At 70.6% G+C, this 26324-nt stretch carries 6 protein-coding genes and 2 pseudogenes; all 8 read left to right on the forward strand.

The window, feature by feature from the left end:
• Positions 1 to 454 precede the first annotated feature (454 nt).
• Complete coding sequence (locus HWX31_RS08005) at positions 455 to 892, forward strand: ATPase (protein ID WP_174966120.1); 438 nt, start codon at positions 455 to 457, stop codon at positions 890 to 892.
• A gap of 1122 nt (positions 893 to 2014) precedes the next feature.
• Positions 2015 to 10030: a type I polyketide synthase gene (locus tag HWX31_RS08010; RefSeq protein WP_175933891.1), complete on the forward strand. Its 8016-nt coding sequence runs from the start codon at positions 2015 to 2017 to the stop codon at positions 10028 to 10030.
• Between the two features lie 98 nt (positions 10031 to 10128).
• Positions 10129 to 10647, forward strand: coding sequence for an SET domain-containing protein-lysine N-methyltransferase (locus HWX31_RS08015; RefSeq protein WP_174959343.1), 519 nt, complete (start codon positions 10129 to 10131; stop codon positions 10645 to 10647).
• A gap of 50 nt (positions 10648 to 10697) precedes the next feature.
• Positions 10698 to 11723: a TauD/TfdA family dioxygenase gene (locus tag HWX31_RS08020; RefSeq protein WP_174959341.1), complete on the forward strand. Its 1026-nt coding sequence runs from the start codon at positions 10698 to 10700 to the stop codon at positions 11721 to 11723.
• Between the two features lie 8 nt (positions 11724 to 11731).
• Positions 11732 to 13153, forward strand: coding sequence for an aminotransferase (locus HWX31_RS08025; RefSeq protein ID WP_174959339.1), 1422 nt, complete (start codon positions 11732 to 11734; stop codon positions 13151 to 13153).
• Positions 13147 to 14559 (forward strand): gamma-aminobutyraldehyde dehydrogenase, encoded by a 1413-nt coding sequence (locus tag HWX31_RS08030; protein WP_174959337.1) that lies wholly within the window; start codon positions 13147 to 13149, stop codon positions 14557 to 14559. Before HWX31_RS08025 ends, HWX31_RS08030 begins: the two co-directional genes overlap by 7 nt.
• A gap of 56 nt (positions 14560 to 14615) precedes the next feature.
• A pseudogene (locus tag HWX31_RS35330) lies at positions 14616 to 14801 on the forward strand (hypothetical protein); the annotation flags it as partial.
• A 201-nt stretch (positions 14802 to 15002) separates the two neighbouring features.
• Positions 15003 to 26324 (forward strand): annotated as a pseudogene (locus HWX31_RS08035) (thioester reductase domain-containing protein); the annotation flags it as partial.

Here is a 26324-nt window from a genome sequence, read left to right on the forward strand (position 1 = left end):
TCGTTGCGACTGCGGGGTTCATCTTCCTTCGCTGACCGGGCGCCCCAACAGGACCTCCCACCAGCTCCGCTTCCCCTTCCGCGCCGCGTTGCCGTCAGCGCGAAAGAGGCGTGATTCTAGGCACGTCTCGCGCCAAGCGCAAGGGGTTTCGCGAAATAAACGTAAAAGCCCCCGTGCGCTGCCGCGCACGGGGGCTTTTACGTTGATGAGTTGATGAACCATGTATCTCAACGTCCTTGGTCCACGTAAAGCACGGCGCCCGATAACGCACGTCTCTATATATAGACGAAACGTCGAGTGCCTCAACGGGACGCGCGCAGCAAACCCGATCGGGCTTGCCCTCGCCTGGCCGACCTCCCCGACCACGCCTCCATACAGGATCCCATTTATGGGATGAAGGTCGAATGCGCCGTCGAGTATCATGCCGCGATCGCACCACGCACAATGACCAACGATGGACCGCTCCACTCAATCCGACGAAGCCGATCTCCGCGCCGAATACGCAGCACTGCACCAACGCGCCACCATGCTGGAGGAACAGGTCCCGCCGCTCCTGCAACGCATTTCAGACGTGTTGCCTCGTATCGGGGGACAATCCGAGCCGGCGGATGATTACCGGGAACTGCTGGTCGGCGCGCGCAACGCCGCACTGGTGGCCATCGAGAACTACCAGCAGGCGATCCCCTTCCTGCAGACGGCGGAATCGATCGTCGAACAGCTGGACAAGACGCCCGAACGTGACGAGGACGCGGAGTGGCGCGATGCGCTGTTGCAGCGCCTCGATGAACTGATCGACGTCGCGACGGTGATGATCGACGATGCGGACATGCATTACGGTATGGCGCAGGAAACCAATCCCGCCGACGTGCCGCCATCCCTGCTCGACGATTGAACAGCCGGGAATACCGGCCACAAGCAGTGAGCCCATGCAAACCGGCTCACTGCTCCGATCGGCAATGCAGTCCGCACCGCCCCCTCCATATCAGAAGCAGCCACCGCCCTTGCTCGATCCCATCAGGATCGACAGCACGGTTAGCCTGACGCACATCCGCTCGCTCCCCTGCCCACTTCCCGTAAAAGCTCACCTCGCGCGCATCAATCGGGACTGACGCTGTAAGCCGGCGTCTAATCCGACCGACTCCTCAAAAGCGGCAGTATCAGGTAGGCGCATAAACATCTGCACGCGTCAAATTTACCGCGGCCACCCGAGATTGATTTCGGTCGTAATAACAAGCGCAGCAACCGTCAGTGCCGCGGAAAAATGGTCAATTTCATACCGGTCAATCGCACCGACACCCGTGCACCGGCAGCAAAACTCACCCTCATATTAACCACCTCGACGAATCATGAGATTGTCAATACGGGGTAACGTGCTGATGATTGCATCTTATCGCGCGACGACATATAGACAAAAACAAATTGACTTACATCAATTCGATGTCCCCCTTTACAGGGACACACGTTCAAGAATCGTTGCCGATTCAATATCGAGGCGAATAGAATCGCGTCCAACATATACACATTTCGGTAACCTGATAAGGACAGCAAGCTCGCCCGATCACAAACCCGACCCCGGCACGGCCAATGCGCCGGCCTTTACGGCCGACACCCGCGCTCGACGCCGGATAGCGATAGCCGCAAGACCGCTCGCCATATCAGGGAGTCGTCGCACTCCGAAATACGCGGGACCGCGCCAGTGCGTATAAAAATACATGCGAAGTAAATGCGTGATTTAGCATGACCAGGATCAAATGAGACGACATCCAGCAAAAACTGAGAAAAATCTCAGATTTAAAATCGCATAAATTTGTTATGTTCTTGCAACCATCCTGTCGGGTGGTTCAAATTTCGCACCGCCATTTCCGAGCAATGGCCACCCTGCGCGCATTTCAATCAATGCCGCGAGCTGCATTTCACTATAGCCAGTATTTTCGATTTGCCATTGGTCGAGCTTCGTCGATTGGTGTTGAGGTTAAAGATACAAGGTTGACGGCGCTCATTTGGAGTGGTTCTCATGAAGCAAATAGTTTCAACGAGCAACGGCTCTCTCGATAGCCGGGCCCGGATCGTGGCGTTCCCGTTCGCGGGCGGCAGCGACGCCAGCTACGCCGACATCGCGCGCGAACTGGGCGACGCATTCGCTTTCACGACGCTCAGCCTGCCCGGTCGCGGCGCGACCCAGCACATCCCGTTCTACGACGACTGGCCGTCTCTCGTCGACGATCTCGCGACCGAGATCGCGCGGCTCGACGACGGGGCGCCGCTGTTCCTGTTCGGCCACAGCCTCGGCGCACTGCTCGCCTACGAAGTCGCACGCGAGCTCGAGCAACGCGGCGGCGCACAGCCGGCCGGCGTCTTCCTGTCCGGCCATCCCGCGCCGTCGCGCGAGCGCGCAACCGACGCGTGGCGCCAGCAGACGCACGCGCTGCCCGACGCCGGCTTCGTCGAAGCCGTGCGGCGCTGGGGCTTCTTCCCGGACGCCGTGCTCGACGATGCCGATGTCGCCCGCTATGTTCTCCCGCCGCTGCGGGCCGACCTGCGCCTCGCGGAAACCTATCGGCACGCGCACGGCAGCGAGCTGCGCGCGCCCTGCGCGATCTATGGCGGCGCGGCCGATCCGGGCACGACCGTCGACGACCTGCGCGCATGGCGCGCGCACGTTTCGCCGCACCATGCCTGCCCGGTCGAATCGTTCGACGGCAATCACTTCTATTTTCTGGATCCGTCATCCCGCGCGGCGCTGTGCGCGAGCGTCGCCGGCCACATCGAGCAGTGGCTCGCCGCGCGCCCCGCGTCGATCGTCGCGGCTGCGCCCGACGCGAACACGCGCGTCGCCGCGTGCCTGGGCGCGGTCGACGATTGGGGCAATGCGCATTCGGTGCTCGCCGCGATTCGCGAGCACGTCGTGCACACACCCGATGCGCTCGCGTTGAAGGACGGCGAGCGCACGTGGACCTACCGCCAACTCGCGTCGCATGCGGTCGAGCTCGCCGACGCGTTTCGCGCGGCGGGCGTCGGCCGGCAGGACGTCGTCGGCGTCTTGCTGCCGCACGGCGCCGAGTACGTGCTGACGATCGTCGCCGCGTGGTCGATCGGCGCGTCGGTGTGCCTGCTCGAGAAGAGCTGGCCGGATTCGCTCGTCGGCGAATTCGTCGCGAGCTGCCGCGTCGCGCAGATCGCGACGATCCCCGCGCTGCTCGCGCGCGCAACCCGGCATCTGCCCGACGCGCGCTGCACGCTCGTCAGCGCCCGGCCGCCGCACGCGGATCGCGAATGGACGCCCGTCGCGGCGCGCCGCGACGACATCGCGTTCGTGTCGCTGACCAGCGGCTCGACCGGCAAGCCGAAAGCCGTCCTCACGACGCACATCGGCACGAGCTACTGCTTCCACGCGCGCGACGCACTGTACCCCTACGCCGACGGCGAACGCGAAGGCCTCAACGTGTTTCTCGCGTGGGAATGCCTGCGTCCGCTGATGTTCGGCCGCCCGGCCGTCGTCATCGGCGACGACGTGATCTTCGATCCGCCCAGGCTCGTCGCGCTGCTGCGCGAGGAACGCATCACGCGGCTCGTCGTCACGCCGTCGCTGCTCGAAAGCGTGCTCGATTTCCCCGGCATCGCCGCGCAACTGCGCGACGCACTCGCGCACATGTCCGCATGGTTCCTGATGGGAGAGGTCGTGCCGCAGCGCGTCGTCGACAAGGCGCGCGCGGCGTTTCCGCCGTCGGTGCGGCTCGTCAACGCGTACAGCACGTGGGAAAGCCTCGACGTCTGCTACGCCGATCTGCTGCCGTCGCGCGCCGACGCCGGCAGCCAGCGCGTGCCGATCGGCCGGCCGCTGCCCGGCTGTGCGCTCGCGGTGCTCGACGAAGCGGGACGCGCGGTGCCGGCGGGCGAGACGGGCGAGCTTTACATCGCGTCGCCCGGCCTCGGCCCCGGCTATCTCGACGATGCCGCCCGCACCGCCGAGAAATTCCTGCCGTCCGTACGCGCGCTCGCCGAGCGCGGCCACGACGCGCCCGTCTACCGGACGGGCGACCGCGCGCGGCTGCTGCCGGACGGCCAGATCGCGATCCTCGGCCGCATCGACAACACGGTGAAGATCCGCGGCTTCAAGGTGCTGCTGCACGCGATCGAGAACGTGCTCGACGCGGTCGACGGCGTCAGCAAGTCGCTCGTCGTACCGATCGACGATCCGCACACGCGGCAACCGGCAACGCTTGCCGCCTATGTCGTCGGCGTCGACGGCGCGCCGTCCGACACGACGCTCGCGCGGCTGCGCCAGCAAGCGCGCGCGAAGCTGCCCGAATACGCGGTGCCCGCGCATTTCATCGGCCTCGACGCGTTTCCGCTGCGCGCGGGGACGTCGCGCAAGCTCGACAAGCACGCGCTGCCCGCGCCGACCGTCACGACGACCGCCCCGCACGACGCCGCGGCCCCCGTCGCGGGCGACGGGCTCGAGGCGCGGCTCGCGGACATCTGGCGCGACGTGCTCGGCGTCGCGTCGGTCGCGCGCGACGATCACTTCTTCGAGCTCGGCGGCAATTCGCTGAGCGCCGCGAAAGCAGTCGGCCTGCTCGGCGAGCGGCTCGGGCTGACGCTCGCCGTCGTCGACCTGTATCAGCACAGCCGGCTGCGGGATCTCGCCGACTACTGCCGCCGCTCCCGAGACGCCGCCGCGCGCCCGCGCGCGGACGACACCCGCACGCCGCACGCCGAGCGCGCAGCATCGGCCGCCGACGCGCCGAAAGTCGCGATCGTCGGCATGGCCGGACGCTTCCCCGGCGCGAACTCGGTCGACGCGTTCTGGCGCAACCTGACGGAAGGCGTCGACAGCCTGTCGCGCTTCACGCGCGAACAGCTGCTCGCGAAGGGCGTCGACGCCACGCAGCTCGATCATCCGGACTGGGTGTCGGCCGCGCAGGTGGTCGGCGACGCGGACAAGTTCGACGCGCTGTTCTTCGGCATCGGCCCGCGCGAAGCGGTGCTGATGGACCCGCAGCACCGGCTCTTCATGGAAGTCGCGTGGACCGCGCTCGAACAGGCGGGCTACGCGCGCAGCGACAACCGCTATCGCACGCGCACCGCCGTGTTCGCGAGCTGCGGGATCGACGGCTATCTCGTCCATCACCTGCAAGGCGGCGGTCTGCTCACGCCGCTCGATCCGGGCCGCCTGATGCTCACCGAGATCGGCAACGAGAAGGACTACATCGCGACGCGCGTCGCGTACCAGCTCGATCTCGGCGGGCCCGCGGTGTCGGTCGGCGCCGCCTGCAGCAGCGCGCTCGTCGCGGTCGCGCAGGCGGTGCAGGCGATCCGCGCCGGCCAATGCGAGATGGCGATCGCGGGTGCGTCCGCGCTGTCGTTCCCGAATTTCGGCTTCTGCCACGAGGACGGCCTCGTCGGCAGCGCCGACGGCCACGTGCGGCCGCTCGACACGCGCGCAAGCGGCACGCTGTTCGGCGACGCCGTCGGCGCGGTCGTGCTGAAGCGCCTCGATCTCGCCGAAGCGGACGGCGATCCGATCCTCGCGGTGATCTCGGGCGTCGGGCTGTCGAACGACGGCAGGATGAAAGCGGCCTACACCGCGCCGAATGCGGACGCGCAGCGGCGCTGCATCGTCGACGCGCTCGACATGGCGGGCGTGCGCTCCGAGCAGATCTCCTACGTCGAATGCCATGCGACCGCGACACTGATCGGCGACGCGATCGAGCTGAAGGGACTGTCCGACGCGTTCGCGCAGACGCGCGGTGACGACGCGCCCGTGGCGGGCAGTTGCGCGATCGGCTGCGTGAAAGGCAACATCGGCCACGCGAACTGCGCAGCCGGCATCACCGGGCTCATCAAGACCGTGCTGCAGCTTCAGCACCGGCAGCGCGTGCCGACCGTGCATTTCGACACGCTCAACCCGAAGCTCGTGCCGTTCGTCGGGCACGATGCGTCGCCGTTCGTCGTGCAGCGTGTCGTCGACGACTGGGCGGTCGCCGATCCGTCGACGCAATTGCCGCGGCGCGCCGGCGTGTCGAGCTTCGGAATCGGCGGCACGAACGCGCACGTGATCGTCGAGGAAGCGCCCGCGCGCGCCGCCGCGCCTGCCGACGGCGTGCCGCGTGCGCGCCACCTGATGACCGCGTCCGCACGCACGCCGGGCGCGCTCGCCCGTAACCTGCGCGCGCTCGCCGAGCGCATCGCGACGACGGACGCGCCCGAGCTCGGATGCGCGGCGTATACGCTGCACGTCGCGCGCGAAGCGCATCCGCTGCGGGTCGCGGTCGCCGTGCCCGCGCAGCCGGCCGAAGCGGCCGCCGCGCTCCGGGAACGCGCCGGCGCGCTCGACGAAGCGCTTTCCGACGCGCCCGGCGCCCCCGTTCGCGCCAAGCCCGGCGCGAACGTCGCGTTCTGCTTCTCCGGCCAGGGCTCGCAGCATCCGGGCATGGCGCGCGAGCTGTATCGATCGAATGCGGAAGCCGGGCGCTTTCGCCACCACTTCGACGCCGCGTGCGCGGCGCTCGAACGCGCGCTCGGCGCGCCGATCGCGGACGCGATCCTGAACGCCGACGACGACACGATGCGCCGCCCGCTCGTCACGCAATGCGGGCTGTTCGCGGTCGAACACGCGCTTGCGGCAGTGCTCGGCGAGTATGGCGTGCGGCCCGTCGCGGTCGCGGGACACAGCATCGGCCAGTACGCGGCCGCCGTCGCCGCCGAGGCGCTCGCGCTCGATCAGGCGGCCGCGCTCGTCGCGGCGCGCGCGAGCGCGACCGACGCGTTGACGACGTTCGCCGCCGCCGACGGCACGCACACGCGCGGCGGCATGCTCGCCGTGACGGGCGACGAGGCGCGCATCGAGCAATGGGCCGCGCAGCGCGCCGATCTCTGGATCGCGGTGCGCAACGCGCCAGGCACGCTCGTGCTCGCGGGCGCCGAACCGGCGCTCGCCGACGCCGCACGCGCGCTCGCCGCGCTCGATTGCCGATGCCGGCCGGTGCCGGTATCCCACCCGTTCCATACGCCGCTGATGCAGCCCGTCGCCGATGCGCTCGCCGCACAGCGCATCGACGGTGCGACGCCGCGAATTCCGATGACGTGCAACGTGTCGGGCGGCTGGCTCGGCGCCGACGCGGGATCGGCCGACTACTGGGCGCGCCATCTGCTCGAGCCGGTGCGCTGGTCGGACAACGTCGCCGCCCTGCTGCGCTGGCAGCCCGACGTCGTGCTCGAAATCGGCCCCGGCGCCGTGCTGTGCAGCCTGATCGGCAAGCATCTCACGGCGGGCGCCGACACCGGAGCGCTCACACCGCGCGTGCTGTCGTCGCTGCCCGCCGCGCGCAGCGAAGCGAACGATGCCGAGCACTTCTGCAACGTGATCGGCGAATTGTGGAGCGCGGGCGTGCCGATCGACTGGCGTGCGTATCACGCACACGAGGCCGCGTCGCCCGGCCGCGCGCTCGCGCGCGCGCCGCTGCCCGCGTACTCGTTCGAACGGGACAGCTATTGGACCAGGCCGGAGGCGTCGATCTACGTCGACGCGGCGCCTGCTCCGGTCGAAACAGAAGCGGCGACGGGCACATGCTCCGGTGAATGCGCGTGTGCTTCCCTCATCGACCCGCCGCACGCCCGCGCATCGCGCTGGCTGGCGCGACCCAGGCCGCGCAACCGGCCGCGCATGAAGCTGTATTGCTTCCCCTACGCGGGCGGCAGCAGCCGCAGCTTCGACGGCTGGGCGCGCACCGCGCCCGATTGGCTCGACATCGTCGCAGTCGAATGGCCCGGCCGCAACGCGCGCGCCGACGAATCGCCCGCGCACGACGACGCCGCTGACCTCGCCGCGCGCGACGCGATCGCCGCCGCGATCGTCGCGGATGCGGGCGACCTGCCCGTCGCGTTCTGCGGACTGAGCTACGGCGGCGCGGCCGCGTCCGAGCTGCTGGCCGGGCCGCTGCGCGCATGGGCGGCGAGCGGCCAGGTGAAGGGGCTCGTCGTCGTCGGCCGTGCGCCGCTCCTCGAGCAGCCCGCGATCGATGCGCCCGCGGACAGCTTCCTGCTCGTCCCCGATGCGCTGCGCAACGATCCGCTGTGGCAGGAAATCTTCCGGCCGGTGCTCGAAGCCGACCTCGACGCCGATACGCGCACCGCGCACCGGATCGCGCAGCGCTGGCGCGACGGCGGCCGGCAGCCGCTGCTGACGATTCCGTTGCAGATTCACGGCGGCGAACACGATCCGGCGTTCGACTGGCGGCTCGCCGGCGACTGGGCGCGGATCTCGTCCGCGCCCCTCGCGGGCCGGCACGCGTATCCGGGCGGCCACGACTTCATGATGCGATGCGAAGCCGAGATCGTCGCGCGCGTGGCCGCGTGGCTGCGGCCGCAGCGCGATACGCGCACGACACCGCCCGCGCCGACGTTCGCGCTGCATTGGCAGCCGAGCGCGATCGCGCCAAGCGTCGTGGATGCGACGAACGCCGCATCGCTGCCCGAGTGCGCGGTCTACACGACGGGCCGCGAAGCCGACGCGTTCGAATGGCTCGCGCCGCGCCTGCGCGCGAGCGACGGCCACGCGGCGCTGCTGTGCATCGGCGCGGCCGACGATCCGCTCGGCGTCGCGCAATGCGCGGGCTTCGTCAGGCTGTGGCAGGCGCTCGCCGCGCGCGAATGCGCGGGCACGCTGACGCTCGTGCTGCCGGCCTGCGCGGGAAGCGGCCCGCTCGTCGGCGCGGCGCGCGTCGCGAGCGCCGAGCATGCGGCACTGCGCGTGCGGCTCGTGCTCGCCGACGATCATCCGGATCTCGCACCGCGCGCCGCCGATGCGCGCTGGGCCGCCGAACTCGCGCGCGACGCCGCGCGCATCGCGAACGAACCGTGGCTGCTGCGCCGCGCCGGCCGGATCTGCGTGCCGCGCCTGCTGCCGCACGCGGCGCCGGCGTTGCCTGCCGGCGCGCTCGGCGCGGCGGGCGGCCCGTATCTGGTCACCGGCGCGACCGGCGGCGTCGGCCGCGCGCTCGTCGACTGGCTGATCGACGAGCAGCAGGTGCCGCCGGACCGGATCGTCGCGCTGTGCCGCAACGGCGCGTGCGCGCCGCGCGGCGTGCGCGCCGTATCGGTCGATCTCGACGACGCGCGCGCGCTCGACGCCGCGCTCGAATCGATCGACGAAGTCGAAGGCATCTTCCATCTCGCCGGCGTGCTCGACGACGGCCTCATCGCGAATCTCGACGACGCGCGGCTGCGCCGCGTGCTCGCGCCGAAGCAGAGCCTCGCCGCACTGCTCGCGCACGCGCCGCGCTGGCGCACGCGCTGGACGGTCGCGTTTTCGTCCACGAGCGCGCTGCTCGGCGTGCCGGGCCAGGCCAATTACGCGGCCGCGAACGCTTGGCTCGACCAGCTCGCCTGCTGGCCCCCGCAGCCCGGAACGGCCGGCCAGCCGCCCGTGCTGAGCATCCAGTGGGGCAGCTGGGCCGAAGTCGGGATGAGCGCGCGCAACGACCGGGCGTTGCGTCGCGCGATTCAGGACGGCGAGCGCCCGCTCACGCCCGATGCCGCTTTCGCCGCGCTCGGCGCGCTGCTCGCCGACGCGCTGGGCGGCGCGACGGCAGGACGCCAGTACGCGGTGTGCGACGTCGACTGGCCGCGCTCGCCGTGGCGCGACGCGCCGATCGTCGCCGAGATCGCGCGCGGCGATGCGTCCGTCCTCGCGACGGCGAGCGCGAGCGCGCCGCGCACAGCGGCCGCCGTTCGCATCGACGGCGGAACGGACCCGGCACGCTCGCTACAGCCGGCGAGCGAACCCGCGCGCCCGCCAAGCGCACGCGACCCCGTGCGAACGTTCCTCGAAGACTACGTGAGCCGCTGGGACGAGCGACTCGATCTCGCGACGCTCGGGCTCGATTCACTCGATCTCGCGCAGATGCGCAACGGTTTTTTCAAGAAATTCGGTGTGCAGATCCCGCTTTCGACGCTCGCCTCGCCGACGCTGCAGATCGGCGAGCTGGCCCGCCGGATGCGGAACGTCGCCGGTATCGCGGACGAATAGATCCGTCCTTCCCGTGAACCGCGCATTCAGACGCGGCCGCAATGAAGAGGTCGCCGGGCGCTCCTGCCCGGCATACCCATCCAGTCAAGGAGAGCAGCATGACCATCACCCTCATCGAGCCCGTCCAGCAATGCACGGGGATCTATCCGTCGCCCGACCTGATGGTCGAAGACGGCTACCCGTCGACCGACACATTCCAGATCATCCAGACGCAGGACGGCCGAGGCGCAGGCGTCCGCGCGCTGAAGGCGTTCGCGCGCGGCCGGCGGATGGCGCGCGTGTCCGGGCAAATCACCGCGTTCTGCCGGCTGCACACGCTGCAGATCAACGCCCACACGCACCTGTACGACCCGCATTTCAGCGGCTTGCTGCTGCATTCGTGCGATCCGAACGTGCGCCTCGACATGGCCGGCTTCGAGCTCTGGTCGCTGCGCGACATCGCGGCGGGCGAGATGCTGACGATGGACTACGCGTCGACCGAGGACGTGCTGATGCGCCAGTTCGAATGCCACTGCGGCGCGCCGAACTGCCGGCGCTGGATCACGGGCGCGAAGGAGCTGCCGAATGAAACCGGGCAAGTGTTCCTGACCGGCTTGCAGACGCACACGCTCGTTTGAGCGGCGTGCGCCGCCGCGCCCGCTTCATCAACAGAATGAGGAAACGCGTTATGGATGGCTTCATCGAACTGCAAGAAAACGACCGGCGTCAGGTGCCCGTCCGCGGCCGCGCCTACCTCGCCGGCGCCGACAGCCCGCGCGTGCCGGTGACGATTCCGATCGCGAACGATCTGGCGCTCGGGCTCGCGCATGCCGTCGACACGCCGGCCGAAGCGGCCGCGCTCTGCCGCGACGCGATCGACGCACGCCTGCCCGACACGGGCGCGCTGCTGTTCCGCGGGCTTCCGATCGCGGACCGCGCCGGCTTCGACGCGTTCATGCAGGCGCTCGGCTACGCGCCGCACAGCTACGACGGCGGCATCGCGGTGCGCGCGCGCGACGCGGGCTACGCACTCCTCGCGAGCCAGGAGGATCCGCGCATCACGATGGCGCCGCACAACGAGATGGCCTATCTGCCGAATCCGCCGCGCAAGGTGTTCTTCTTCTGCGCGGCCGCGGCAGACGAAGGCGGCGAAGTGCCGATCAACGACATCCGGCTCGCCGCCGGGCAGATCCCCGACGAGATTCTCGCGCGGTTCGAGCGCAGGCGGATCGGCTATCACCGCTATCTGCCGCGCGAATCGACGCCGACGCAAATCGGCTGGATGGACACGTTCGGCGTGCGCGACCGCGACGCGGTCGACGCGCTGATGCGCGACAAGGGCCACGACCACCGCTGGCTCGACGACGCCGGGCTCAGCTACGGCTACGTGCACGACGCGTTCCTCGACGACCCCGCGGGCAGCGCGCCGCTGTGGTTCAACCAGGTGACGGAGCTGAACGCGTCGTACTGGCGCAGCCATCCGCTGTTCCCGTCCGACTGGGACGACACGCGCTATCCGGCGACGACCACGTACGGCGACGGCGAGCCGATCGACCCCGAGCTCGTCACCGAGCTGCGCGCGGCACTGTGGCGCACGTCGCGCGCGGTCGCGATGCGGCCGGGCGACGTGCTGGTGCTCGACAACATCTACGTGCAGCACGGCCGCTTCGCATTCTCCGGGCCGCGGCTGCATCTCGTCAGCCTGACCGACTGAGGTTTCAGATGGCATACCGAATCGATTCTTCCGTCACGAGCGCGCAGCAGGACACGCGCCACCTGCTGCACCCGTGGGCCGACCTGGCCGCGCTCGGCCGCGAGACGCCGACCGTCATCGTCGACGCGCACGGTACGCGCGTGACCGACGCCGAAGGCCGTACCTATCTCGACGCGATCGGCGGCATGTGGTGCGTGACGGTCGGCTACGGCCGGCGCGAGATCGCGGACGCGATCCGCGATCAGGCGCTGCGCATGCCGTTCTATACGCCATTCGGCGCGATGACGAACGAGCCGGCCGCCGCGCTCGGCGCGCGGCTCGCCGAACTCGCGCCGGGCGACCTGAAGCGCGTGCATCTGACCACCTGCGGCTCGACCGCGGTCGAATCGGCGCTGCGCTTCGCGCACTACTACTTCGGCGCGACCGGCCGCCCGCAGAAGCGCCACATCGTCACGCGCGGCGACGCGTACCACGGCAGCACGTATCTCGCCGCGTCGGTGTCCGGCAAGGCGTGGGACCGCACGTGCTTCCATTACGACGACACGATCGTCCATCACCTGTCGTCGCCGAATCCGTACCGGCGGCCGGCCGGCATGAGCGTCGACGCGTTCTGCGCGATGCTCGTCGACGAGTTCGACACGCTGGTCGCAACGCTCGGCGCCGATCGCATCGCCTGCTTCATCGCCGAGCCGATCCTCGCGTCGGGCGGCGTGATCGTGCCGCCGCCCGGCTACCTCGCGGCAATGCGCGAGCGCTGCCGGCGGCACGACATCCTGTACATCTCCGACGAAGTCGTCACGGGCTTCGGCCGCGTCGGCCACTTCTTCGCGTCGCACGCGCATTTCGGCATCGAGCCCGACATGATCGTCGTCGCGAAGGGGCTCACGTCCGGCTATCAGCCGCTCGGCGCGGTGCTGATCTCGGAGCGGCTCGTCGATGCGGTGTCCGGCGAGCACGCGTACGGCAACGGCGTGTTCACGAACGGCTTCACCTATTCGGGTCATCCGGTCGCCTGCGCGGCCGCGCTCGCGAACATCGAGCTGATGGAGCGCGAGCGGATCTGCGAGCACGTGCGCGACGTCGGCCCGTACTTCATTCGCCAGCTCGAAACGCTGCGGCGCTTCCCCGTCGTCGGCGACGTGCGCGGCGACCACCTGATGGCATGCATCGAATGCACGAGCAACGCAGGCGCGACGGGCGCGCTGCCGACGCCGGCGGACATCGCGATCGCCCAGCGCGTCGATCGCCATTGCGAAGAGATGGGCCTCCTCGTGCGCCCGTACGAGAGCATGTGCATCCTGTCGCCGCCCCTCACCGTGACCCGCGCCGACATCGACGAGATCTGCGCGATTCTCGCGACGGCGCTCGAGCGCACGCAGCGCGAGCTCGCGGAATGCGCCCCCGTTCGCGAGGAAAGCGAGACATGCTGATCGACGGCATCTGCATCGAAGGAAGCGGCGCGCCCCTTTCGCTCGTCGATCCGGCGACGGGCGAGCCGCTCGCGTCGCCCGCCGCCGCGAGCGTCGCCGACGTCGAGCGCGCCGTCGCGGCGGCCGAAGCGGCATTCCCCGCCTGGCGCGCGACGACGCCGCAGACGCGCGCGAGCCTGCTGCTCGCGCTCGCCGACGAGATCGAGCGGCAGGCGGACACGCTCGCGCGCATCGAAAGCCGCAACACCGGCAAGCCGCTCCATCTCGTCGTGCAGGACGAGCTGCCCGCCGTCGCCGACTGCTTCCGCTTCTATGCGGGTGCGGCGCGCACCGCGAGCGGGCCGTCCGCGGGCGAGTACGTCGCGGGCCACACGAGCATGGTGCGGCGCGATCCCGTCGGGGTCGTCGCGCAGATCGCGCCGTGGAACTACCCGCTGATGATGGCTGCGTGGAAGCTCGCGCCTGCGCTCGCGGCCGGCAATACGGTCGTGTTCAAGCCGTCGGAATGGACGCCGCTGTCGATCGTCGCACTCGAAGCGACGCTCGCGCGCCTCCTTCCCGCGGGTGTCGTCAACGTCGTGCCCGGCGACGGCGCGACGGTCGGCCGCGCGCTCGCGACGCATCCGCGCGTGCGGATGATCTCGCTGACGGGCTCGGTCGAAGCCGGCAAGTCCGTGCTCGCCGCGGCGGCCGGCAACCTGAAGCGCACGCATCTCGAACTCGGCGGCAAGGCGCCCGTCCTCGTGTTCGACGACGCCGATCTCGACGCGGTCGTCGCCGGCATCCGCTACGCGGGCTTCTACAACGCCGGGCAGGACTGCACCGCCGCGACGCGGATCTACGCGCAGCGCGGCATCTACGACGCGCTCGCGCGGCGGCTCGCCGACGCGGCGCTCTCGCTGCGCGTCGGCGCACCCGATCGCGCGGACGTCGAGATGGGCCCGCTCGTCAGCGCCGCGCATCGCGCGCGCGTCGAGCGCTTCGTGCAGGAAGCGGCCGCGCTGCCGCACGCAACCGTGCTGTGCGGCGGCACGCCGCTCGACGGCCCCGGCTGCTACTACGCGCCGACGGTGATCGCCGGCGTGCGGCACGAAGACGCGCCGATGCGCCGCGAAGCGTTCGGCCCGGTCGTCACGCTGACGCCGTTCGACACCGAATCGCAGGCGCTGCGGTGGGCGAACGATTCCGAATACGGACTGGCGTCGTCGGTGTGGACGCGCGACGCGGCGCGCGGCATGCGGCTCGCCGCATGCATCGAGGCGGGCGTCACGTGGGTGAACGCGCATTTCACCTACACGTCCGACATGCCGCACGGCGGGACCAAGCAGTCCGGCTACGGCTCCGATCTGTCGACGCTCGGCCTCGCCGACTACACGCAGCCGCGCCATGTGATGTGGCGGCATTGACGCGCACGGCGCATCGCGCGACGCGTGACTCTCAGAACCCGACCCAGACGATTCCCATGACCCCATCCCTTCCTTCCCGCGACCTCGCCGCGGCCGTCGAAGCGGCAGTCCTGTCGCTCGCCGGCGACGTCGCCGGCCGCACGTTCGACGCGTCGGCCGCGGAGCGTCCTCTGCACACGCAGGGCTTCGATTCGGTGCAGCTCGTCGAATTGTCCGGATGCCTGAACGACTACTACGGCCTCGATCTCGATCCGACCGTGTTCTTCAAGGTGCACGCCCCCCGCTCGATCGCCGCGCATCTGCTCGCGCGGCACGCGGCCGAGGTCGCGCGCAAGCACGGCTTCGCGATCGAGGGCGAGAGCGATGCGAACGCGGCGGCCGGCGCATCCGCCGCTGCGCCCGGCAGTCGTGCGGAATCCGACGATACGCATGACGATGCGGAAGGCGACGTCGCGATCGTCGGCATGGCTGGCATCTTCCCGCAGTCGGCCGACCTCGACGAATTCTGGCGGCATCTCGCCGCGGGCGACGACCTGATCGCCGAAACGCCGCCGTCACGCTGGGACTGGCGCGCGGCCGACGGCGAGCCCGCGTCGCGCTGGGGCGGCTTCATTCCGCGGATCGAATATTTCGACGCCGCGTTCTTCGGCATCTCGCCGCGCGAAGCCGAGCAGATGGACCCGCAGCAGCGCCTGCTGATGCAGACCGCGTGGGCCGCGCTCGAAGACGCGGCGGTCCGCCCGTCCGACCTGATGGGCAGCGACGCGGCGGTGTTCGTCGGCGTCAGCACGTCCGACTACATGGCGCTGCTGCCCGGCGCGGACGGCCATCTCGCGGTCGGCAACGCGCACGCGATGCTGCCGAACCGGCTGTCGCACCTGCTCGGCACGCACGGCCCGAGCGAGGCCGTCGACACCGCATGCTCGAGCTCGCTCGTCGCGCTGCACCGTGCGGTGCGCGCGCTGCGACGCAGCGAGAGCGGCGTCGCGATCGTCGGCGGCGTCAACGTGATGCTGACGACGCGGCTGCATCGCGCGCTCGCCGCCGCCGGCATGCTGAGCCCCGACGGACGCTGCAAGACCTTCGACGCATCGGCGAACGGCTATGTGCGCGGCGAAGGCGTCGCGGCGCTCGTGCTGATGCCGCTCGACCGCGCACGCGCGGGCGGGCATCCGGTGCGCGCGGTGATCAAGGGCAGCGCAGTGAACCACGGTGGCCGCGCAGCGTTCCTGACCGCGCCCGACGTGAACGCGCAGGCCGCGCTGATCGCGGCCGCGTATCGCGATGCGGGCGTCGACCCGGCAACCGTTTCGTACGTTGAAGCACACGGCACCGGCACGTCGCTCGGCGATCCGATCGAAGTGCAGGCGCTGCGCCAGGGCTTCGACGCGTATGCGCGCGAGTGCGCCGATGCGCACGCGCCGGCGCGCTGCGGCCTCGGTTCGGTCAAGACCAACATCGGACACCTCGAAGCAGCGGCGGGCCTCGCGGGCGTCGTCAAGGTCGTGCTCGCGATGAATCGGCGCATGCTGCCGCCGAGCCTGCATTGCCGCGCGCTGAATCCGTATCTGAAACTCGACGACAGCCGCTACCACGTCGTCACGGAACCGACGCCGTGGCCGGACGCAGCGACGCCGACGCCGCTGCGCGCGGGCGTCAGCTCGTTCGGCTTCGGCGGCTCGAACGCGCACATCGTGCTGCAATCCGTGGATGCGCAACCGGTCGCGCCGGCGAGCCCATCCGACGCGGCTGGCTCGCTCGCATGGTTCATCCCGCTTTCAGCGCGCACCGATACGGCGTTGCGCGCGCGCGCCGCGCAACTCGCAAGCTGGCTCGACATCGAGCCTGCCGACGACGCATGGCTGCCCGCGCTCGCGAAAACATTGTCGGTCGGCCGCGAGCCGATGGCATGCCGCTTCGGCATCACGTGCGCGTCGCTCGACGACCTGCGCGCGCAGCTCGCGATCGCGCTGGACGGCCCTGCCGATGCGCTCGTGCGCGACGACGCGCGCCTGCGGCCGCCCGCAAGCGCACACGCGGCGTGGGTCGCGGGCGGGTCCGAGCCGCTGCCGGCCGCATGGGACGACGCGACGCCGCGTATCCGGTTGCCCGTCTATCCGTTCGAAGGCGAGCGGCACTGGCCGACCGACGAAGCCGCGCCGACGCGCTTCGCGCTCGCGCCCGACGGCGACGGCGCATATCGGCTGTCGATCGCGCCCGACGCGCCGCTCGTCGCCGACCATCGGCTCGCGGGCGAGCCCGTGCTCGCCGCCGCCGCGCAGATCGTGATCGCGTGGCGCGCGTTCGAAGCGGGCGCGTTCGACGCGGACACGAACGTCGCGCTGCACGACATCGAATGGCTCGCGCCGATCGCAATCGGCGCGCCGACCGATCTGCGCGTCACGCTTGCTCGCGACGAAGGCATCAACGACGACGCACGCTTCGCGATCGCCGTCTCCCCGGCCATCGATACGCCGCTTGGCCACGGCCGCGCGACACGGATCGCAAGCGCGCCAGCCGGCGCGTCTGCGCTCGACCTCGAAGCGATCCGCGCACGCTGCACGCAACCGATCCCGGCCGCGGCCTGCTACGACGCGTTCGCCGCAATCGGCATCGATTACGGCCCGACCTTCCGCCCGCTTCGCACGATCGCGGTCGGCCGCGACGAGGCGCTCGCCGAATTCGACGCGACGGCGCTCGCGGGCACGTCGGGCGACGCGCGCATCGTCGCGCTGCTCGACGGCGCGTTCCAGGCGATCGCAGGCCTGCAGCTCGCGGACGCGGGGCGCATCGACGGTGCGCGCCTGCCCGCGGCGCTCGCGCGCATCGAACTGACCGGGCCGGTTGCGGACAGCAGTTACGCGTGGATTCGCGAAGTGCCGAACGAAACCGGCCGTCGCACGTTCGATCTCGATCTCGTGACCGCGAGCGGCGAATCGTGCGCATCGCTGCGCGGCTTCGCACTGGCGTCGGCACGAAGCCGGACCTCGCGCGAAACGCCGTGCATCGCGACGCCGGGCGATCATCTGCTCGCGCCGCAATGGCTGCCCTCCACGACGAATACGACGAGCACTGGCACGCCGTCCCGGCGCACCGGCACGTTGGCGATATTCGGCGGCACGCCGGCCCAGCACGCCGCGCTCGCGGCCACGCACCCGACGCCGCCGCGCGTGATCGACGACCTCGCCGAACTCGACGCGCATATCGATCATCTGGTCTGGCTGCCGCCCACGCCGGCGGAAGCGGATGCGAACGCGCCGCTCGCACGATGCGCAGGCCTCGACGGCTTGCGTCTCGTCAAGCGGCTGCTCGCGCTCGGCGTCGGCGATCGCGCGTTCGAGCTGACGGTACTGACCGTCCGCACGTGGACGATGCCGGGCGACGCACCCGCGTTCCCCGCGCACGCGGATCTCGCAGGACTGTGCGGATCGCTCGCGAACGAATATCCGCATTGGCGGGTGCGGCTCATCGATCTGTCCGGCGCCGACGCACTGCCGGCCGACTGGCACACGCAGGACGCCGAAGGCGGCCATCCGCTGCTGCTGCGCCGCCACGGCCAATGGTTCGCGCGCCGGCTCGTGCCGCTCGCGGCGCTGCCGTCGCCCGCCGAGCCGCCGTACCGGCCGGGCGGCGTCTACGTCGCGATCGGGGGTGCCGGCGGCATCGGCCGCGTGTGGACCGAACATGCGATCCGCGCATGCGGCGCGCAAGTCGTGTGGATCGGCCGACGGCCGCTCGACGCACGGATCGACGCACACTGCGACGCGCTCGCCGCGCTCGGGCCGCGCCCGTCCTATCTGAGCGCCGACGCGAGCGACGCCGGCAGCCTGCGCGCCGCGCGCGACGCGGTGCTCGCGCGCTTCGGCCGGATCGACGGCGTCGTGCACACGGCGATCGTGCTGCAGGACGGCGGCCTCGCGCAGCTCGACGACGCACAGTTCAGCGCGGCGCTGAACGCGCAGGTCGCGACGACCGCGAACCTCGCGCGCGTGTTCGGCGACGACACGCTCGACTTCATCCTGTTCTTCTCGTCGCTGCAAAGTGCGTTCGTCGCGGCCGGCCAGAGCAATTACGCGGCAGGCTGCACGTTCCGCGACGCGTTCGCCGACTGGCTGCGTACGCAGGTGCGATGCGCGGTCAAGGTCGTGAACTGGGGCTACTGGGGGCAGACGGGCGTCGTCGCGTCCGACGCGTACCGCCGGCGCATGGCCGCGCTCGGCATCGGCTCGATCGAGCCGGCGGCCGCGATGGCGGTCGTCGATGCGCTGCTCGGCGCGAGCGTCGACCAGGTCGGTTATCTGAAGACCCTCGCCCGCGCCGCGGTGCCGACACTCGCACCCGCATTCGCCGCGCGCATCGCGCCGCACACGGAAGCGCTCGCCGATACGCCGCTGCCGCGCGTCGACGCGACGGGCGACAGCCCGCAGTGGCAGCACGCGCTTACGTTGCTCGATCGCGCGATTGCGCGCCGCCTGTTCGCGGAACTCGGCGCGCTGCATGTGTTCGGCGACGGCGACAGGTCGGGCGACACCGCGTTCGACCTCGACACCGCACTGCGCGCCGGCCGCATCGCGCCCGCGTACCGACGCTGGCTCGCGCATGCGCTGACGCTGATCGCGCAACACGGCCACATCGCATGGGACGGTCGCACGGGCCGCATCACCGACGCCCCGCCGTCGCCGGACATCGCGCGCACCGACTGGACCAATGCGCGTGCCGAACTCGAACGCACCGCGCTGCTCGACGCCCACCTCGCGCTCGTCGATGCGACGCTCGACGCGCTGCCCGCGATCCTGCAAGGCAGCGTGCCTGCGACGTCGGTCCTGTTCCCGGACGGCGACCTGAGCCGCGTCGAAGCCGTCTATCAGCGCAACGAGCAGGCGGACCGCTGCAATCGTGCGCTCGCCGCTGCGGTGCTGCACCTGGTCGGCCGCCCGCCGGCCGCGCAGCCGGCGGCGCTCGCCGAGATCGGCGCGGGCACCGGCGGCACGACCGTGCCGCTCCTCGCGGCGCTCGACGCGAGCGGTGCGCGGCTCGGCCGCTACGACTTCACCGACATCTCGAAGGCGTTCCTGCTGAACGCCGAGCAGACGTTCGGCCGCGGCCGCGACGTGCTGCGCTACCGGCTGTTCGACGTCGAGCGGCCCGTCGCCGGGCAGGCGCTCGATGCCGGCGGCTACGACATCGTGATCGCCACCAACGTGCTGCACGCGACGCAGGACATCGGCGTCACGCTGCGCAACGCGAAGGCGCTGCTGAGGGCGGGCGGCCGCCTGATCGTCAACGAACTGCTCGACACGCACGGCTTCGCGCACGCGACGTTCGGCCTGCTGCCGGGCTGGTGGCGGCATCGCGACAGCGCGCGCCGGCTGCCGGGCAGCCCGCTGCTGTCGCGCGACGGCTGGACGCATGCATTGCGCGAAGCCGGCTTCGCGGTGCTCGACGGCGACGCGGCCGACGCTGCGCCGGCGGGCCAGGGCGTGATCGTCGCGATCAGCGACGGCGTGATCGTGCAGCCCGTGACCGACGACGCACGCGACGACGCCGACTCGCACGCAAACGCCGCGCCCCCGGCCACGCCGGTCACGCGCGCGCCCGCGGCTGCGCCGACCGGCGCGAACCTGCGCGAGCGCTGTGTCCAGTGGCTCACGCAGCTCGTCGCGCGAACGCTGAAGATGCCGGCCGGCAAGCTCGCGCCGGATCAGCCGCTCGGCCATTACGGCGTCGACTCGATTCTCGTGATCGGCCTGACGAAGACGCTGCGGGAATCGCTCGGCGTCGCGCTGTCGAACGCGACGCTGTTCGAGCACGCGACGCTGAACGCGCTCGCCGACTTCTTCGTCGCCGAGCATCGCGCCGCATGCGAGCGCGTGCTCGGCGGCGACGCGGCGGCCGCCGCGAATGCGTCGCCGGCGGAACGCGCGGTCGTGCAACCGGACGCGACGCCCCCGCACGCGCGCCCCGCGACACCCTCGAGCGCCGACGACACCGCCATCGCCGTGATCGGCATGTCCGGCCGCTACGCGCAGGCGGACAACCTGCGCGAGTTCTGGGCGAACCTCCGCGCAGGCCGCCACTGCATCACCGAAGTGCCCGCCGAGCGCTGGGACTGGCGCACGCACTTCGACGCGGAGAAAGGCACACCCGGCCGCACGTACAGCCGCTGGGGCGGCTTCCTGAAGCAGATCGACCGCTTCGACGCCGCGTTCTTCCGGATCGCGCCGAGCGACGCGGCGCAGATCGATCCGCAAGGCCGGCTGTTCCTCGAGGAATCGTGGGCCGCGATCGAGGACGCCGGCTACACGCCCGCGACGCTCAGCGCGAGCCGCCAGGTCGGCGTATTCGTCGGCGCGATGAACGGCGACTACCCGACGGGCGCGCAGTTCTGGAGCATCGCGAACCGCGTGTCGCACGCGCTCGACCTGCACGGGCCGAGCCTCGCCGTCGACACCGCGTGCTCGTCGTCGCTGACCGCGATCCATCTCGCGCTCGACAGCCTGCGCGGCGGCAGCTGCGACTGCGCGCTCGTGGGCGGCGTCAATCTGATTCAGCATCCGCGGCATCTGGTCGGGCTGTCGTCGCTGACGATGCTGTCGGCAGGCGACGCGTGCCGTGCGTTCGGTGCGGGCGCGGACGGCTTCGTCGACGGCGAAGGCGTCGGCGTGCTCGTGCTGAAGCCGCTGTCGCGCGCGCTCGCCGACGGCGATGCGATCCACGGCATCATCCGCGGCAGCATGATCAACGCGGGCGGCAAGACGCACGGCCTCACGGTGCCGAACCCGCGCGCGCAGCAGGCGGTCGTCGGCGCGGCGCTCGTGCGCAGCGGCGTGCCCGCGCGCGCGGTCGGCTACGTCGAGGCGCACGGCACCGGCACCGCGCTCGGCGATCCGATCGAGCTCACGGGCCTCACGCGCGCATTTGCCGACGCGACCGCCGATCGCGGCTTTTGCGCGCTCGGCTCGGTCAAGTCGAACATCGGCCATTGCGAGAGCGCGGCAGGCATCGCGGGCGTTACGAAGGTGCTGCTGCAGATGAAGCATCGCGAGCTCGTGCCGACGCTGCACGCGGACGAGCCGAATCCCGATCTCGATTTCGCGCAATCGCCGTTCGTGCTGCAACGCACGCTCGCGCCGTGGCCGAAGCCGGATCTCGACGGCTGGCCGCGGATCGCGGGTGTGTCGTCGTTCGGCGCGGGCGGCGCGAACGCGCACGTCGTGCTCGAAGAGTTCGTCGACACGCGCGTCGCGACCGGCGACGACCACGCCGGACCTGCGATCGTCGTGCTGTCCGCCGCGACCGACGACGCGCTGCGCCGCCGCGCGCAGCAATTGCACGCGGTGCTCGCCGACGGCGAAGTGGATGCCGAACACCTGCACGATCTCGCCTACACGCTGCAGGTCGGGCGTGACGCGATGGCGTCGCGTTTCGGCTGCGTCGTCGGGTCGCTCGTCGAGCTGCAAGCGGCGCTCGCCGCGTTCGTCGAAGGCGACGCATCGCGCGGCTGGCACGCGCATCGGCTCGCCGGCGACCGCCACGGCCTCGCCGAGCTCGATGCCGATCCCGAGCTGCGCGCGTCGCTCGTCGATCAATGCATCGCGACCGGCAAGCTCGACAAGCTCGTGGCGCTCTGGTGCCAGGGGCTCGGCGTCGACTGGTCGGCGCTGCATCGCGGCCGCGCGCGCCGGCGCGTGCATCTGCCTGCCTATCCGTTCGACGGCCCGCGCTACTGGCTCCGCGACGACGCGACGCTCGCGGTCGAACCCGTGCGCGAATCGACGACCGACAGCGCGCTTGCATCGCATGGCGCATCCGCCGCCGTGCCGGACACGTCGACGACCGATGTCGCGACGCTCGTGCGCCGAACGGTCGCGCAGTTGCTCGGCTATGCGGACGTCGATATGAGCGAGTCGTTCCTGTCGCTCGGCGGCGACTCGATCCGCGCGGCGCGCGTGCACCGGTTGCTGCAACAATCGCTCGACGTGAAGATCCCGCTGAGCCTGATGCTGGAAGCGCAGACGCTCGCCGAATGCGCGCAAGCGATCGATGCGTTGCTGACGGAGAAGGGACGCTCGACCGCAACTGGCATCTCGTCGAACAGCGCGCCTTCAAGCGGCATGCCGAGCGCCGGCGCGTCCACGCGAGCATCCGCACCGCAGCCGCGCCCGGCCCCCGCGCCGCACGACGCACGCCCGCGCGTGCACACGCTGTCGTCGAATCAGCAGCAGTTCTTCTTCCTCGACCGCCTGAACCCCGCGAACCCGGCGTTCAACCTGCCGGGCGCGCTGCGCGTGCGCGGCGAATGGCATGGCGACGCGCTCGAAGCCGCGTATCAGGCGCTCGTCGATTCGCACGACGTGCTGCGCACCCGCTTCGTCGTGCGCGGCGGCGAGCCGTGCGCGGAAGTCGCGCCGCACCGCGCGGCGACGATCCGTCGTCACGATCTGTCGGCGCTCCTGCCGAAGCATCAGGCCGCACGCATCGCCGAGTGCCTGACCGAATCGAGCCGCGAAGGCTTCGCGCTCGACCAGTGCGAACCCAGCCGGCTGACGGTGCTCGAATTGCGCGACGACGACCATGTGATCCTGCTGAACCTGCATCACATCGTCGGCGATGCGGTATCCGTCGTCGTGCTGCTCGACGCGCTCGCGCGCGCCGCGCTGACGGGGCAAGCGTGCGCGACGAACGCCGCGCAGCCGCAATATGCGGAATGGGCCGCGCGCGAACGCGAGGCATTGCCGGCGACGGTCGAGCGCGAACTCCCATACTGGCTCGAGCGCCTGCGCGACGTGCCGCCGCCATTGCCGCTGCCGTGCGACCGCGCACGCCCCTCCGTGCCGAGCTATCGCGGGCAGAGCGTGCCGCTCGCGTTCCCGCCGGAACTGACCGCTCGGCTCGACGCATATTGCAAGGCGAACCGGCTGTCGCGCTTCGTCGTGATGCTCGCCGCGTTCAAGGTCGCGCTGCGCGTGCTGTCGGGTCGCGACGACGTCGTCGTCGGCAGCCCCTACGCGAATCGCGCCGACGACGACACGGCCGACATGATCGGCAGCCTCGCGTACGCGCTCGTGCTGCGCACGCGACTCGGCGAGGCCGAGACGTTCGCCGACGCCGTCTCGCTCGTGCGGCGCACCGTGCATGGCGCGTTCGATCATCTCGGCGTCCCGTATCCGCGGCTCGTCGAGGCGCTGAAACCGGCGCGGCACGGCGGCGCGAATCCGCTCTACCAGATCATGTTCAACGTGATCCCGATGCCGGCGCTGCCCGACGGCGTCGAGCCCGTCGAAGTCGATTCCGGCTGGCTCGACTACGATCTGTTCGTGCGGCTGCGCGCATCGGATCGCGCGATCGAGGGCGTGCTGCAATTCAGCGCCGACCTCTTCGATCGAACGACCGCCGAAGCCATCGCCACGTATTACGTCGAACTGCTGCGCACGCTGCTCGCGCATCCGTCGCTGCCGCTCGCCGGTCTCGCGTCGCCCGCCGAGCTCGCACTCGAACGGACGATTGCCGACGCGGTGCCGCCGCTGCGCATCGAAATCGCCTCGACGTTCACCGACCGACCGCTCGCCGGCACGCTGCGTTACTGGGGCACGGCGACCGGCCAGCCGATCGAGCCGAACTTCGCGCCGTACGGCCAGCTGTTCCAGACGCTCTACGACCCGTCGACGCCGTTCCACGCGAATCGTCACGGCATGAACGTCGTGCTCGTTCGACCGCGCGACTGGCTGCGCTACGACGAGGCGGACGATGCCGAAGCCGCCGGCGACGCCGGCGCGGCAGCCGGACGAATCGCGCGCCACGTCGACGAACTCGCCGACGCGCTGGGCGACGCGGCGCCGTCGCTCGCGGTGCCGGTCCTCGTGCTGGTGCTGCCGGACGATGCTGCGTCGCTCGCTGCGCGCGATGAACGCACCGACGAGCACGACGGCGCCCCTGCGATGGACTCGTCGCTCGCCCCCTACCTCACGCTCGCTGCCGCACTCGCGGACCGGCCGTCGATCACGGTTGCGCACTGGCGCGACGTCGCCGCGATCTATCCGGTCGCCGACGTGTTCGATCCGCACGCGGACGCCGCGGGCCACGTGCCGTTCACGAGCGAGTACTACGCGGCGCTCGCGAGCTACATCGCGCGCGTCGCGTTCCAGCACGCGTCGGTGCCGCTCGACGACGCATGGAACCGGCTCGCCGCGCACATCCGCGACGATGCCGAGCACCTGTTCGCCGCGCCGGCCGACGACGCGCACGCGCGCCGTGCACCGTACGCGCCGCCGACGAACGACGTGGAAGCGTCACTCGTGCCGATCTTCGCGGCCGCGCTGAAGCTCGACGCGCTCGGCATCGACGACAACTTCTTCGACTGCGGCGGCCACTCGATTCTCGCGATCGGCGTCGTCTACCAGATCAACGAGGCATTCGGCACGTCGCTGTCGGTCGCGGACATCTTCATGGCGCCGACCGTGCGCCGCCTTGCCGAGCGGATGCGCGACGCGCCGGACGGCCCGGAGTACGTCGACCTCGTGAGCGCGGCGGTGCTGCCCGACGACGTCTCGCCGCTGCCCGCACCGGCCGCCGACACGCCGCGCGCGCTGCTGCTGACAGGCGCGACGGGCTTCGTCGGCCGCCATCTGCTGCGCGAGCTGATCGACCGCACCGACGCGACGATCTACTGCCTCGTGCGCGCGACGGACGCTGCGCAGGGCCTCGCACGAATCCGCGCGACGCTCGAACGATGGTCGCTGTGGCGCGACGGCGACGACGCGCGCGTGATCGCGGTGCCGGGCGATCTCGGCCGACCGCGCATCGGCCTGTCGGAACCCGATCGCGCGCGGCTCGTCGCCGAGGTCGACGCGATCTATCACAACGGCACCAGCATGAACCATCTCGAATCGTTCGAGATGGCGCGCGCGGCAAACGTCGACGGCGTGATCGAGCTGCTGCGGATCGCAACGCAAGGCCGGCCGAAGACGTTCAACTACGTGTCGACGCTCGCGGTGTTCAGCATGCGCGAGCGCACCGGCACGCACGTGTTCGCCGAATCCGCGCCGATCGACGCCGAACGGCATCCGTCCGACCAGGGCTACACGACCAGCAAATGGGTCGGCGAGCAGCTGACGCACCTCGCGGCCGCGCGCGGCGTGCCCTGCAACGTGTTCCGCCTCGGCCTCGTGACGGGCGACGTGCGGCACGGCCATTACGACGAGCAGCAGGCGTACTACCGGCTGCTCAAGAGCTGCGTGCTGATGGGCGCCGCGTTCGACGATTTCCGCTACGACCTCGTGATCACGCCGGTCGACTACGTCGCGCGCGCGCTCGCGCATCTCGGCGCGAAGCATCCGCGCGGCGGCGGCGTATTCCATCTGTCGACGATGCAGGTCACGCCGATGCGCACGGTGTTCGAGATGATGAACGTGCACCTGCCGACGCCGATGCGCATGCTCACGCACCGCGCGTGGATCGACGAGCTGCGCGTGCGCTACCGGCGCGGCGACGTGCAATCGATCGTGCCCGTCGTGCAATGGATGATGAACATGAGCGACGCGGAGCTCGTGAAGCTCGCGCGCGAGCGCGAGGAAACGACGTTCATCTACGACTGCACGGCGACGCATCGCGAGCTCGCGGAAGCCGGCATCGTCGTGCCCGTGTTCGACGACGCACTGCTGCAGCGATACCTGCGCGGCATGTTCGACGACGACGCGGACCTGCGCGCGCCCGCCGCCCGGCCGGACGACGGCGAGCGCGCTTCTCCCCTTCACTCCCACACGTGA

It is taken from the genome of Burkholderia ubonensis (genome assembly GCF_902833085.1).
GTDB classification, from domain to species: domain Bacteria; phylum Pseudomonadota; class Gammaproteobacteria; order Burkholderiales; family Burkholderiaceae; genus Burkholderia; species Burkholderia ubonensis.